This is a genomic window from Suttonella ornithocola (genome assembly GCF_001889065.1).
GTDB classification, from domain to species: domain Bacteria; phylum Pseudomonadota; class Gammaproteobacteria; order Cardiobacteriales; family Cardiobacteriaceae; genus Suttonella_A; species Suttonella_A ornithocola.
Window position 1 is genome coordinate 1 of record NZ_LWHB01000167.1, and the last position, 13,999, is coordinate 13,999.

11 protein-coding genes are annotated in these 13,999 nt (G+C 38.4%); 5 read left to right on the forward strand and 6 right to left on the reverse strand.

What is annotated here, in order from left to right; all coding sequences use genetic code 11:
* The 6 genes from A5N85_RS11710 to allE form a co-directional block, all read right to left on the reverse strand.
* A partial coding sequence (locus tag A5N85_RS11710; protein WP_072575442.1) for an IS630 transposase-related protein occupies positions 1-279 on the reverse strand: 279 nt, incomplete at its 3' end.
* 342 nt (positions 280-621) lie between these two features.
* Positions 622-1,551 carry a carbamate kinase gene (gene arcC, locus A5N85_RS11715; protein ID WP_072577382.1) on the reverse strand — a complete coding sequence of 310 codons (930 nt, stop codon included), beginning with the start codon at positions 1,549-1,551 and terminating at the stop codon, positions 622-624.
* Positions 1,552-1,571: 20 nt separating this feature from the next.
* Positions 1,572-2,936: an allantoinase AllB gene (allB, locus tag A5N85_RS11720; protein ID WP_072577383.1), complete on the reverse strand. Its 1,365-nt coding sequence runs from the start codon at positions 2,934-2,936 to the stop codon at positions 1,572-1,574.
* Positions 2,937-2,949: 13 nt separating this feature from the next.
* Positions 2,950-4,359, reverse strand: a complete 1,410-nt coding sequence (locus A5N85_RS11725; protein WP_172460840.1) for a YfcC family protein — start codon at positions 4,357-4,359, stop codon at positions 2,950-2,952.
* Positions 4,360-4,443: 84 nt separating this feature from the next.
* Positions 4,444-5,472, reverse strand: a complete 1,029-nt coding sequence (locus A5N85_RS11730) for an aspartate/ornithine carbamoyltransferase family protein (RefSeq protein ID WP_072577384.1) — start codon at positions 5,470-5,472, stop codon at positions 4,444-4,446.
* 21 nt (positions 5,473-5,493) lie between these two features.
* Positions 5,494-6,270, reverse strand: coding sequence for a (S)-ureidoglycine aminohydrolase (gene allE, locus A5N85_RS11735; protein WP_072577385.1), 777 nt, complete (start codon positions 6,268-6,270; stop codon positions 5,494-5,496).
* A gap of 410 nt (positions 6,271-6,680) precedes the next feature.
* On the opposite strand from allE, the gene A5N85_RS11740 reads away from it, so the two are divergent.
* The 5 genes from A5N85_RS11740 to A5N85_RS17815 form a co-directional block, all read left to right on the forward strand.
* Positions 6,681-9,146 (forward strand): acyl-CoA dehydrogenase, encoded by a 2,466-nt coding sequence (locus tag A5N85_RS11740; RefSeq protein ID WP_072577386.1) that lies wholly within the window; start codon positions 6,681-6,683, stop codon positions 9,144-9,146.
* A 43-nt stretch (positions 9,147-9,189) separates the two neighbouring features.
* Positions 9,190-9,486: a hypothetical protein gene (locus tag A5N85_RS11745; RefSeq protein ID WP_072577387.1), complete on the forward strand. Its 297-nt coding sequence runs from the start codon at positions 9,190-9,192 to the stop codon at positions 9,484-9,486.
* Between the two features lie 126 nt (positions 9,487-9,612).
* Entirely contained in the window at positions 9,613-11,988 is a 2,376-nt protein-coding gene (locus A5N85_RS11750) for a 3-hydroxyacyl-CoA dehydrogenase/enoyl-CoA hydratase family protein (protein ID WP_072577388.1), read from the forward strand.
* A 13-nt stretch (positions 11,989-12,001) separates the two neighbouring features.
* A complete protein-coding gene (locus A5N85_RS11755; protein ID WP_072577389.1) occupies positions 12,002-13,195 on the forward strand; it encodes an acetyl-CoA C-acyltransferase in 1,194 nt (397 codons plus the stop codon).
* A 666-nt stretch (positions 13,196-13,861) separates the two neighbouring features.
* A partial coding sequence (locus A5N85_RS17815) for a helix-turn-helix domain-containing protein (protein WP_143143274.1) occupies positions 13,862-13,999 on the forward strand: 138 nt, incomplete at its 3' end.

The following is a 13,999-nucleotide window of genomic DNA, read 5'->3' on the forward strand; positions in this document are numbered from 1 at the left end:
TAGTCGCTTTAGAGCATAACAAATCGCTGATTGCGAGCAATTAAAACGTCTAGCGCTTTCCCATTGGTAATCATCAGGATACTGCTCAATATCCTTAAGCAAGGCTTCATCATCAATCTTTGAGGGCTTACGCTCAGTAAAGCCTTTAGGATGGGGATTTTTAATCCAGCTATAGACGGTGAATTTGCTGATCTTGTAGCGCTTTGCAACAGCGCGCCAAGTTTCTCCATTAGCAATATCGTTAAGAATTTTCTGTCGGAATTGGCTGCAGTAGGTCATAGGATATGCTCAGTTTGTTTTTGATAATTCTACTACAAGTTGTTCTTTATATCTGCTTTAGATAGATTGGATTATAAGTGATTTGACTATAATAAACCTATTATTAAAATTAAAACTCAATAAATATTTTATTATTATTTTAGATAAAATATTTCATCCTTATTACTGATATTAATTATCAATATGAAATTAAATAATATATTTTATTTAGAACAAATATTATTCTATATAAATAAGAAATTTAAGAAATCTTCTTTTGATTTTTCAAGAACTAGCATCAGACTTCATTACTATAATGTCATTTTTAGTAAAAGCTGATGCTAGTAGCACATCTATTTTAACTTATGCGTAAGTAATTCCTTTTACTTGTCCGCTAATTCTGGTACCTGCTTTTCCAGCAACGATACTTTCAATATCATTCAAAGCACCGATAACAGCATCTTTTCCAGTCGCTTTGACAAAATTGATTGCCGCTTGAACTTTAGGTCCCATAGAGCCTTTTGCAAAATCAAATTTAGTCATTTCTTCAATATCACTACTAACAATACGTTTTTGCGTTTCTTTGCCCCAATCTAAATATACGCCATCTACATCTGTCGCAATAATGAGTAAATCAGCGTCAATTGAAGATGCCAGTAATGCTGTTGCTAAGTCCTTATCAATAACAGCTTCTGCCCCACAGAATTGACCATTCTCATCATAATAAGTTGGTATACCGCCACCACCAGCACAAATTAGCAAATAATTATTCTCAATAAGCGTCTTAAGGGGTTTTAAACCAAAAATACGTGTAGGCAGAGGGCTAGGAACGACACGACGATATTTATCGTTATCTTGTGCCATTGTCCATCCTTTTTCTGCTGCAATTTTATCCGCTTCTTCTTTCGTGTAGACAGGTCCGACAGGTTTAGTTGGGTTTTGGAAAGCTGGATCTTTAGGATCAACTTCTGTTTGTGTTAGAACAGTGGTTAAAGAAGTCTCTTTTGAAACAAAGTTAACCATTTCTTGTTGAATCATATAGCCAATCATTCCAACTGATTCAGCACCTAATACATCCAAAGGATACATAGGAACTTCTTTGAAGGCATTGCTTTGCAATGCCATTAGACCGACTTGTGGACCATTACCATGCGTAATAATGAGCTGATTACCTGGATGAACTTTTGAAATTTGTGCGCACGCTTCACGAATATTTGCACGTTGATTGTCTGAAGTTAATGGTTCTCCTCTCTTTAACATTGCATTTCCGCCAAGAGCAATAACAATTCTCATAAATTAATCTCCTAATAAATCTATTTACTTAATTTATACAAACGCGCCCGTTCGCCGTGTGGTTCGCCAATAATGCCTTTTTCTAAGCTATACACTTCTTTTCCACGTAACCATGTACTCAATACTCGACAACCAATTTCAAAGCCAAGATAAGCACTAATTTTATTTTTATAGAATAAATCATCCACCGTTAAGGTATAACTTTGATTAGGATCAAGAATCACAATATCTGCATCTTTACCTAATGATAATTCTCCTTTATCAGCTAGCTTGAAGCGTTTAGCGGGTTCAGTTGCTAAAGCGCGCATTAAAGTTACAGGGCTAATATTTCTTTGTTTTACAGCAGCATCAAACATTAAATCTAAGGTATTTTGACAACCTGCAATACCGCCCCATGCATCAAATGCATTATCTGTTTCTTTTAAATCTGGTGTGCATGGTGAGTGATCTGAACCTAAAATTTTAATCACACCATCTTCTAGCAATTCCCACATTCTTTCTTGATTCTGCTTATCTCTAATCGGTGGAGAACATTTAGCACTCATACCAATAGCATCTAACATTTCAGTAGCAAGTAAGAAATAATGTGGACAAGATTCACAGCTTGCATCAACCCCTTCAGCTTGTGCTTTCAACACTTCTGCAACCGCTTCAGGGCAGCTACAATGCGCGATATGCACTCGACAGCCTGTAACTTTAGCAAAGAATAAAACACGTCTAACTGCTTCAACTTCTGTAAAAATAGGACGACTTTCAACATAATCAACTAATGTTTTTTTGCCAGCTGCTTTCGCTTCAGCGCCTAATCTATCTGTTACAGCGGCATTTTCACAGTGAATAATCAATAAATCGCCTGTTTTCGCCAAGGTTTGCATCCCACGATACAACTCATAATCATTGACATTTTTAAAATCTCCAGGCTTATCAGAGCCACAAGTAGCAACAAAACATTTAAAAGCAGCAACATTTTCAGCAGATAAAGCCTCTAAATCATCAAGGTTATGTGGAACTAATCCTCCCATTAAAGCATAGTCTGCATAACATTGATTTTTTGCTGCTTCTATTTTTGTATTTAAAGCTTCTACATTAATCGTAGCTGGAATAGTGTTTAAAGGCATTTCAACAAAGCTGGTTGTACCGCCAGCAATCATTGCTTGTGTACCTGTTGCGTAACCTTCCCATTCGGTTCTACCTGGTTCTGAAATATGCATATGTACATCCACTACACCTGGGACTACATAGCAACCTTGAGCATCTACAACTTTCTCAGCATCTACCTGTAGCTGACCGATTGCCGCAATTTTTCCATCTTTGATAGCAATATCACCTTGCTCTACAGATTCTGGTAATACCAATAATCCATTTTTAATAATAGTATCAAACATACTTTGCTCCTCATTATTGTTGCATCATGATATATAGAGCTGCACTAGCAAGCGCACCTAAAACCAACATTAAAGGGGTATAGAATTTTAACCATTTGGTGTAATCCACTTTAGCAATCACCAAAGTCGCTACAAAGAATCCTGAAGTTGGGAAGAAAATATCTGTTAACTGTCCACCCCAAGCATTAGCAGAAACCACTGCTTGTTGAGAAATGCTTAATAAATCTGCTAATGGAGAAATAATTGGCATAGTTAATACAGTCAATGCAGTTGCGCCAGGGATTAGGAAGTTAAAAATAGATTGCTCCCAAAAGATTGCAATAGCAGTGAACTCTGGTGGAACAGAACGCATCATACTTTCTAACCAGTATACAATCGTATCTGTAATAACCCCTTTATCCATAATGACAGCAATAGCGCTAGCAACACCACACAATAATGCTGCAACCATCATATCGCGCATACCAGCATTAACATCATCACAAATTTGTTGCGCCTTTTTACCTGCAACCGCAGCAGACACAATTCCGATAAAGAGAAACAGCCCTCCAATTGCTTCAAAACCTAAGTTTTGTTTGAGAATTAAGAAAATTGCGATGGGGAATAATACCAAACAAGTAATACCGGCATATTTTTGGCGCTCAGTGAAAACTAATTCACCTTTTGCTTCTTCCTCTTGCGCAATAGCGTTTCTGATTTCGTTATCAGAGTCTAAAGTAAGGCTTTTTTCTGGATTACGTTTGACTTTGGCGGCATAGAACATGACATAAGCAATCGCAATAATCATGACCAATACCAAAACAACCGCACGGAAACCTGAACCTGAGAACATTGGTAATTGAGCGATTTGTTGACCTACACCCACAGAGCCAGGAATCGTTAGACCAAAAGTAAAGCCCATACAAGGTCCAAGTAAGGCAACAGCCGTCGCTGTCATTCCGTCATAACCCAAACGATAAAATAGTGGCAACAATACGGGAAGATAAGCTAAAGATAACTCAGGCACACCGATAAAAGCTGCTAATCCAGCAAAAATTCCCATTAATATTGGAATAACTAAGAATCCCTTATCACCAACAGCATTACTTAACTTTTGCACACCCATATCAATTAAGCCCGCACGCTTAATTAAGCCCATACAGCCGCCGACCATAAAGGTTAAGAAAACAATACCGGCAGCACGTTTCAAACCGTCTGGAATCGCAGAAATAATATCCATAAAGCCAACAGGATGTTGTTCAATAGTATGATAAGTTCCTGCGACTACAAGAATTTGCTCTCCATGGGCAGTTGTCATTGTTTGCCGCTCATAAAGACCCGCTGGAATTAAATAAGTCATTAAAGCCGCAATAAGAATAAATACCGATAAAACAATATAAATATCTGGCATTTTGAAGGATTTTTTCTTTTTCTCTTCTTTCATGATGACTCTCCTAAAAATAAAAACCGCCTTTGCCGTCTCAGGCAAAGGCGGCAGTGTTATAAGCTGCTATATAACTTTAAAGAACTAATTTACCCCAACAACTGCGCTGAGTAATGCCATACGAATAGCAACAGAGAAACCAATCGCACGGAAATATAGCTGATGCTCAGTATTATCAATACCAAAGTCAAACTCACCTTCATTACGTGGTAAAGAGTGATGAACCCCAACAACTTTATTATTTTTAGCCTTAATACGTTTCAACATATCTAATGAAACATAATAGTTCATCATCTTCTTCGTGAAATCTTCACGATTTGGATCATCTTTCTTCACTGAGCAGCCTGGTAGATAAATTAAGTCAATTCCAGTATCTGCATAGAGCTCTTCATTTTGTTTTTCCGTTAAATCGAAATGTTCCTCAAAATGAGCGCCCATATCTGTTAATTTCTTACGAACTACTTCTGGAGTACGCAATTCACTGGTGCCGGTATAAATAATTTTTGCGCCCATTGCGGCTAAAGCTAATGCAAAAGATTGTCCTGAACGTGCACGGGATAAATCAGGAGTAGCGATTGCAATAGTAGTTTTTTCTAAATCTCCAAAAGCTCTCCAGCAAGTATAAGCATCTAGTAGTCCTTGAGTTGGATGCGTTACGTGTCCATATCCACCTGAAATAACTGGAGAAACATGATCACCCAATTCCTCTAATGCAGTTAAGGCTTCTTGGTCATTTGGATGGCGCATGACGATAACATCAGCATATTCAGAAGTTACCCGCAAGCTATCATATAAACTTTCATTTTTGGCAACAGACGAATTATGCAAAGGATCAGATTCCGTAATAACATTTCCGCCTAAACGCAACATTGCATTTTCATGGCTGCAACGTGTTCTTGTAGATGGTTGGAAGAACAGAGTGTAAAGCACCTTACCATGTAATAAGTCCAAACCTGTTCTCATAAAAGGTTCAAGCATTTCAGCTGAACGGAATAATGCTAATAACTCATCGCGGCTAAAATCATCTAAGAAGGTAATATTGCGTCCCTTCATATTGGTTTCAGCTAAGGTTTCGCGAATATCTTTGGTTCTAAAATTTTTATCTAATGCCATGACTATTTCTCCTTTTAAATTTTAAATTTCAACATCGCGGTGGCAATCTTTTGAATAAATATAACTAAATGGTCCACGACCAACAGCATAGCTTGCTTGTTTACAATAAGGACCAAACCAAATAAAGTCTTCTGGTTTAATCAAATACCAATCTTCATCTAATAAATAACAACCTTGTCCTTCATATACATACGCACCATGCTCTTGCACATGAGTTTCAATAATGTTGTGGCTAGCACCTGGGTCAAAGCTGAGAATATGGAAGTTCATATCAAAACATTGTTCGATTGGTAATAAATCTTTGATATGAACATTTGCCATTCCATCATAATCAGCCCATTCAATATCATTGACATTGCCAAATACAACATAAGGCTCTAATCCACCTGGATGTGGTACATAGCGTTGTTTATACAGTAAGATTCTTCCTTCCTTATGATTTTTATTTGAAAAATCAATACCAACACCAGCAGGGGCATAAGCATATCCGCCTTGAGTTAAGACTTTTGTTTCATCACCAACTTTTACCTCTAACTCAACATCACCATCTAAAACATAGATAAGCGACTCCTCATGTGGCTTGTTCGCATACGTAATAGAAGTTTTAGCATTTTCCCCTAACGTACCAATGAGCTGAACAAAACTCGCACCCATTTTTGGGGTGGCAAGAATTGTCATTTTGCAATCCTCTATACCGGGAATAACATTGATAACACGTCCTTCAGGGGTAATAACAGCATAATTACCATGTTTGACAACAGAACGGTTACTTAATAAATCTTGTGGATAACCTGGCATCATTAACTCCTATCTAACACGACAACAATTTTGTCGTAGATAACTATAGAGATTTAAGCCGTATCACACAGTAGTAAAAAATGACAACAAACTGTCATCTTGTGACAACATCCAAATGACATTTAAAGACAGTCAAAAATAATTTTTTATAATTTTGTAAAAATACTTTTGAGTTATTATTTTGATACTTTTGCAAAAAATAAAAAAGTAGAGAAATTTCAATTCTCAAATTTTGAAAATATATTAAAATCAATGGAAAACGGAGTTTTGCAAAGGTTTCAAATCAATTAAAAATGAGTTTGCTAGATAAAATGTTAAGTATCAATCATTGCATAATGCGCACTCATTCTTTTTATGCTATTGTAAATGACTTATACAACTATGTTTAAAATTTAAAGAGGAGAAAAGCTATGTGGCTTGTTGTTTTGCTGTTTATTTTATTTGGTTTACTCGTGCTAGCTTATCTTTCCCCGCCAGCTTGGGGATGGATAATAGGACTTTTTGTTATCGGAATTTTTGTTCATTCCCCACTTTGGTTAATTATTGCTGGCATTGCAATTGTTTATGCTTGCCATTCCAAAGCTATTCGAGAAAAGCTGATTAGCCGACCTTTATTTGGTTTTTTTAAGAAAGTGCTGCCAACACTTTCAGATACTGAGCAAGCTGCAATTGATGCTGGAACTGTTTGGTGGGATGCCGAGGTTTTTAACGGTAAACCAGATTGGAAAAAATTAGAAAACTACCCTTCCCCTCAACTAAGTAAAGAAGAACAAGACTTTTTAGATGGTCCTGTTGAAGAGATTTGCGCAATGCTAAATGATTGGGATGTGGTGCATAAATACCGTGATTTACCGCCAGAAGTGTGGGATAAAATCCGTAGTAGCGGTATTTTAGCAATGATTATTAAGAAGAAATATGGTGGATTGGAGTTTTCTAATTACGCGCATGCCAAGGTGGTAGGAAAAATTGCTACTCGATGCGGTACGGCTGCCACAATGGTCATGGTGCCTAATTCTTTAGGTCCGGGAGAGTTATTACAACATTATGGTACGAAAGAGCAATGTGAATATTATTTGCCTCGTCTAGCCAAAGGTATTGATATTCCTTGTTTTGCACTGACTAGCCCGTATGCTGGTTCTGATGCTGGCGCCATTCCTGATACAGGTATTGTTTGTAAAGGCAGTTATACTGATCCTCGAGATGGCTCGCATCATAAGGATGTGATTGGTATTCGAGTGTCTTTTGAAAAACGTTGGATGACGCTTGGGCCTATTGCAACGGTATTTGGTCTGGCTTTTAAGCTTTATGATCCTGACCATCTTATTGGAGATAAGGAAAATATTGGTATTACCTGTGCTCTGTTACCTAAAGGAACAGAAGGTTTATATCATGAGCGTCGTCATTATCCGAACAATAGCCCTTTTATGAATGGCCCTATTTGGGGAAAAGATGTCTTTATTCCTTTGGATTGGATTATTGGTGGTCGGGAATATGCTGGACAAGGTTGGCGAATGCTCATGGAATGTTTGTCTGTTGGGCGCTGCATTTCCTTACCGGCGCTTTCTGTTGCTGCCGGCAAAGCTGCAACTTATACCACTTCTGCTTGGGCAGGTATTCGTCATCAATTTGGTTTACCGATTGGGCGTTTTGAAGGTGTTGATGAAGCTTTAGCGCGTATTGGTGGATTAACTTATCAAATGGAAGCTGCTCAAGATTTGGCATTAATTGGGCTAGATATGGGTGAAAAACCATCCGTAATCTCTGCTATTTTAAAATATCACAACACGGAAAGAATGCGCCAAACCATCAATGATGCTATGGATATTCATGGTGGACGTGCGGTAGTGACTGGTCCACGTAACTATTTAGCGTCTGCTTATAATGCTATTCCTGTGGCCATCACAGTTGAAGGAGCTAATATTCTTACGCGCTCAATGATGATTTTTGGACAAGGTGCTTTCCGTTGTCATAATTATGTTCTTAATGAAATTAATGCCGTAAGTAAAAATAATATAGATGCTTTTGATAGCGCGTTAGCAGGACATATTCGCCAAAGTTTGCGCAATGTTGCTGGTAGTTTTTTACTTGGGATTACAAATGGTGCTTTTTCTTCTGTACCCGCAAATGCAGGGGCTTTAGCCGTTTACTATCGTCGGATTAATCGATTATCAGCTGCTTTTGCCGCAGCTGCAGATATTTCAATGTTAAGCTTAGGCGGCGCATTAAAATTCCGTGAGAAACTTTCTGCTCGACTCGGCGATGTTTTCTCTAATCTTTATATTGCCTCTGCTGTGCTTAAGCATTATCAAGTGCAAGAGAAACCAAAAGAAGATTTACCACTGGTGAAATATGCTGTTGAAAAGGCGCTTTTTGATGCGGAAAATGCACTAGATGGTTTAGTAAAAAATATTCCTAATAAAGCTGTTAGAATTTTCTTACGAGTAATTACTTTGCCACTTGGCTGTCGCAATAGTACACCAAGTGATAAATTAGGTACAGCAGTTGCGCGGACAATGATGGATTTTGATGGTTCTTTAAAAAGACTTACACAGTTTATTTATGTTCCTAAAAATGTAGCAGTTGATGATGTTAATGAACCATTGGCGGTATTAGAACCTGCTTTACAAGCTATTCGTGAAGCTGCGCCAAGCGAAAAAGTTATTCGTATGGCAGAACGAAGCGGAAAATTAACGGCTTTTAGTCCACAAGATCGTGTACAAGAAGCTGTTGAGAAATCTTTAATTTCACAAGAAGAGGCAGATAAAGTGATGCAAGCGCGACGTTTGATGCGCATTGCAATTACTGTAGATGATTTTGATATGCAATTAAATGAGCATGAGAAAAATCTCTTCGATCGCGTTATTTACCTTGCTTAATTATTGGCGGCAACCTGTCGCTACTTTAACTTAGAGGAAAACAATGTATCTCAAATATCTCGTTACGAAAATTGGTTCTCAAGAATCGCAAACTCCTATTCATGATCGTCAAGAAGATATTCGTCTTCAGCTATTGCAGAAGATGAAAGATTTTCAGACAGGCAATTGTGGTAAAGGAATGAGCGTTAAAATGATTCGAGGACATGGTTCAGAGAAGGTATTTGTAGAAGAAGTCCTCAATGAGAGAGAACGCCATCGATGGGGAATCCTATTAACGGGTAAACAGCTAGATGGTAATCTTAATAGCTATATTGCCGCTATTGAGAAAGAAACTTTATAAAAACTATGGCAGGTAAGCTTTTTATCTGCCATTTTTTATTTTATTAGTCATTAAATGAATGATTTATTGAAAAACATCATAACTAAACTGATCGTCTTTTAATCAATATAATGAAGAGGAGATATTATGAAACCAATCCGTCAGATTGCAATTCTTGGCGCTGGCGTCATGGGCGCACAAATTGCCGCACATTTTGCCAATGCGCATTATCCTGTACGCTTATACGACCTTACCACTGATAAAGAAGGACAATCCCGCAACTCTATTGCTGAGTCTGCAATTAAAAAATTATCCAAAATAAAGCCTGCTCCGCTAGCAGAAAATGGCGCGGAGGCACTTATCACTGCTTGTAATTATGATGATGATATTAAAGCACTCCAAGAGTGTGATTTAGTGATTGAAGCAATTGCTGAAAAAATGGCGTATAAAAGGGACTTATATCAGCGTATCGCTCCCCATATTGGAGAACATAGCATTTTAGCCAGTAATACGTCTGGTTTATCTATTCAAGATTTAGCTGATGAGTTGCCCTCTTCTCTTCATTCTCGCTTCTTAGGTATTCATTTCTTTAATCCTCCTCGCTATATGAGCTTGGTAGAGTTAATTCCAGTCTCTGAAACGCATGCTGAGATACTTAATCAATTAGAAACTTTTCTCACAACTCGATTAGGCAAAACAATTGTTCGTGCGAAAAATACCCCTAATTTTATTGCTAATCGTATTGGCGTTTTTGCAATGTTAGCGGCGGTGCATCATGCTGAACGCTTAGATATTCCTGTCAATGTGGTTGATGAACTCACTGGCAAACCGCTTGGACGTCCTAAATCTGCGACTTATCGCACAGCGGATGTTGTTGGTTTGGATACCTTTGCACATGTTGTCCGTACCAAAGCCGAACGTTTACAAGATGATCCTTGGTATCCGCATTACAAAGTTCCTTCTATTGCTGCACAACTAATTGAAAACGGTGCATTAGGCCAAAAAACTGGTGCTGGATTTTATCGTAAGGAAGGTAAAAAAATTCTGCAAATTGATGCGCGTACTGGTCAATATGTTGAGCCTAATCATAAAGCAGAAGAAAGCGTGTTAGCGATGTTACGCGAGAAAGATCCTGCAACACGTTTAAAATCATTACATGATAGTGAGCATCCACAAGCACAGTTTTTATGGGCAACTTTGCGTGATACGTTCCACTATGCCGCCTATCATTTAGCCGATATTGCGCATAGCGCACGCGATATTGATATTGCAATGCGAACAGGATTTGGTTGGCAAGAAGGTCCTTTTGAAAGTTGGCAAAAGGCGGGATGGAAAACCGTTGCTGAATGGATTAAGCAAGATATTATTGCTAGTAAAACGCTTTCAAGTACGGCTCTTCCTGCGTGGGTTACCGATGGTAGAGAGGGTGTACACTTCCCTGATGGTTCTTATAGTTCAGAAACTAACCAAAATATACCGCGTTCAACATTAGCTGTTTATCAAAAACAATTAGCCCCGCTTCGTTTATTTGGCGAAGGAAATCATTTGGTGGGAGAGACGGTTGATGAAACAGAAACTTTACGTCTATTTACGCATACGCAAGCACCCAGCATCCTTATCGCTTCCTTCAAAACTAAAATGCACACTTGCAGCCATCAACTATTAAAAGATTTAATGGCAGCTATCACACGAGCAGAATCAGATTATGAAGGTTTGGTGATTTGGCAACCACAAGCCCCCTTCTCTGCTGGTGCGGATTTAGCAAGTGTTGCTAAAGAAGTTTCAAGTGGTGATTATCAAAAAGCAGAAGCATTTGTTGAAGATTTTCAAAAGACTTCTATGCGTATTCGCTTCTCAAATATTCCAGTTGTTACCGCTGTAGAAGGATTAGCATTAGGCGGTGGCTGTGAGTTTATTCTACATAGCGATGCTAGTGTTGCTACCTTAGAAAGCTATATTGGATTAGTTGAAGTTGGTGTTGGATTATTACCGGGCGGTGGTGGCACCAAAGAATTTGCACGCGTTGCTGCTGAACGTGCTGGTCAAGATAATAACCTATTGAATGCACTCAAATCCTATTTCACAACCATTGCAATGGCAAAAGTCAGTACCAGTGCTTATGAGGCACAAGCACTAGGCTATCTTAAGCCAACTGATGGGATTGTTTTTAATCCTGCCGAATTACTCTATGCAGCGCTATCACGTGCCAAAGCATTAGCAGCTGCCGGTTATCGTCCACCCATTGATAAACCTTTTAAATTAGCTGGACGGGATGGAAAAGCCACCTTACAAATGCAACTGGTTAATTTACTTGAAGGGCGAATGATCAGTGAATATGACTATGAAATTGCCAATCGTATTGCAACAGTGATTACTGGCGGTGATATCGAACCTAATACTGAAGCTACTGAAAACTGGCTTATTAAGCTGGAACGTGAACAGTTCATGGAATTAGTCAAAAATTCAAAAACCCATGAGCGTATTCAGCATATGCTGACCACTGGCAAACCACTACGCAATTAAAAAGAGGAGAACAATGATGCAACAAGCGTACATTATTGCCGCAAAACGCACTGCAATTGGCAAGGCTAATCGTGGACAATTTAAATATACTCGTCCTGATGATCTCTTAATTAACGTTATCCAAGCAGCATTGGCGGAAGTCCCCAATCTTGATTCAAAACAAATTGATGACATTGTAATCGGTAATGCTTTTCCAGAAGCTGAGCAAGGATTTAATATCGCAAGAATGGCAGCACAATTAGCAGGATTACCAGAACAAGTTCCTGGGCTAACCATTAACCGTTGGTGCTCTTCTGGATTAAATGCTATTCAAATTGCGGCTGACCGTATCCGCTTAGGTGAAGCCGATATTATGATTGCTGGAGGAGTTGAGAGCATGAGTCGTGTGCCAATGATAGGCAATACGCAATCCATGAATCCAAAAATCTTCGAAGATGACCATGTTAATATGGCTTATGGAATGGGTATTACTGCCGAAAACGTTGCTAGCGACTTCAATATTAGCCGAGAAGATCAAGATACCTTTGCATTAGAATCTCATCGTCGTGCGATTCAAGCTATTCAAAATGGAACCTTTAAAAAGCAAATATCGCCAATGAAAGTCATCAATCGTATCCCTGATTTAGCTGAAGCGGGTCGATTAACAACCATTGAAACCCTAGCTGATACTGATGAAGGTCCACGCGCAGACACTACCTTAGAAGCACTCGCAAAACTTCGTCCTGTCTTTAAAATGGGTGGTAGCGTAACCGCAGGAAATAGCTCGCAAACCTCCGATGGCGCAGCGGTTGTCATTCTCGTTTCAGAAAAAATGCTTGAAAAATTAGGGATAAAACCACTAGCGCGTTATTGCACTTTCTCTGTGAAAGGCGTTGCGCCAGAAGTGATGGGTATTGGTCCAAAAGAAGCCATTCCTGCTGCTTGCCAACAAGTTGGTATTAGCCAAAACGAACTCCAATGGATAGAACTCAATGAAGCTTTTGCAGCACAGGCACTAGCTGTTATACGAGATCTTGATTTGGACCCTGAAAAAACCAACCCAACTGGTGGCGCCATTGCACTTGGACATCCACTTGGCGGTACTGGTACAATACTCACGACTCGTTTAATCCATGGTATGCGTTATCAAGGCAAAACTGGCTATGGCATGGTGAGTATGTGTATTGGTGGCGGAATGGGTGCTGCCGGTATATTTGAAATTTTATAAACTTTCTTTACTATTCAGCCGTTAAGATCTCTAAAAATTTAACGGCTATTATTTTCCTTTCAATAACTGTATAAAATTGAAAGGCTTCTCATAATCTTTTAGAATCATACAAATATAGCTAAAAAACTAGATATAACCTACACTGAGACCTTTGCAAAATTCCGCTTCACGCGAATTTTTACTACTAGCATAAAAATTAACACTATGATTCTGATATATTTTTAAAATTTTAAAAATTGAAATTTCTCTATTTTTAGGGGTTTTGCGAAGGTCTCTTACTATAGATTTACACATCTTTACTCATATGCGTCCCTATTCATTAGAACTCAGGAAAAAAGTAATCGCAAAACTAGCAGAAAGCTATTCGGTTCGTCAGGTAACCAATAACTTTGGTATCCATTTCCCTACTGTTCAGAAGTGGAAAATGCGTGATTGCCTTTAGCCTACTAAAAGAATAAGAACTTCTTATTCTTGCAAAATATAGTCAAAGGGTAATAAAAGAGTCACAGAAATTAGATTGCTATTCCAGTAATAGTACATGTGCTTATTTTATTCATCTATCTTAATACTGTAACTATAGTAAAATCACTTATAATCCAATCTATCCAAAGCAGATATAAAGAACAACTTGTAGTAGAATTATCAAAAACAAACTGAGCATATCCTATGACCTACTGCCGCCAATTCCGACAGAAAATTCTTAACGATATTGCTAATGGAGAAACTTGGCGCGCTGTTGCAAAGCACTACAAGATCAGCAAATTCACCGTCCATAGCTGGATTAAAAATCCCCATCTTACTGAG

Bases quoted from the DNA above. Each gene is read 5' to 3' on its own strand.
- arcC (WP_072577382.1), bottom strand. From the start codon at position 1,551: ATGAGAATTGTTATTGCTCTTGGCGGAAATGCAATGTTAAAGAGAGGA.
- allB (WP_072577383.1), bottom strand. From the start codon at position 2,936: ATGTTTGATACTATTATTAAAAATGGATTATTGGTATTACCAGAATCT.
- A5N85_RS11725 (WP_172460840.1), bottom strand. From the start codon at position 4,359: ATGAAAGAAGAGAAAAAGAAAAAATCCTTCAAAATGCCAGATATTTAT.
- A5N85_RS11730 (WP_072577384.1), bottom strand. From the start codon at position 5,472: ATGGCATTAGATAAAAATTTTAGAACCAAAGATATTCGCGAAACCTTA.
- allE (WP_072577385.1), bottom strand. From the start codon at position 6,270: ATGCCAGGTTATCCACAAGATTTATTAAGTAACCGTTCTGTTGTCAAA.
- A5N85_RS11740 (WP_072577386.1), top strand. From the start codon at position 6,681: ATGTGGCTTGTTGTTTTGCTGTTTATTTTATTTGGTTTACTCGTGCTA.
- A5N85_RS11745 (WP_072577387.1), top strand. From the start codon at position 9,190: ATGTATCTCAAATATCTCGTTACGAAAATTGGTTCTCAAGAATCGCAA.
- A5N85_RS11750 (WP_072577388.1), top strand. From the start codon at position 9,613: ATGAAACCAATCCGTCAGATTGCAATTCTTGGCGCTGGCGTCATGGGC.
- A5N85_RS11755 (WP_072577389.1), top strand. From the start codon at position 12,002: ATGATGCAACAAGCGTACATTATTGCCGCAAAACGCACTGCAATTGGC.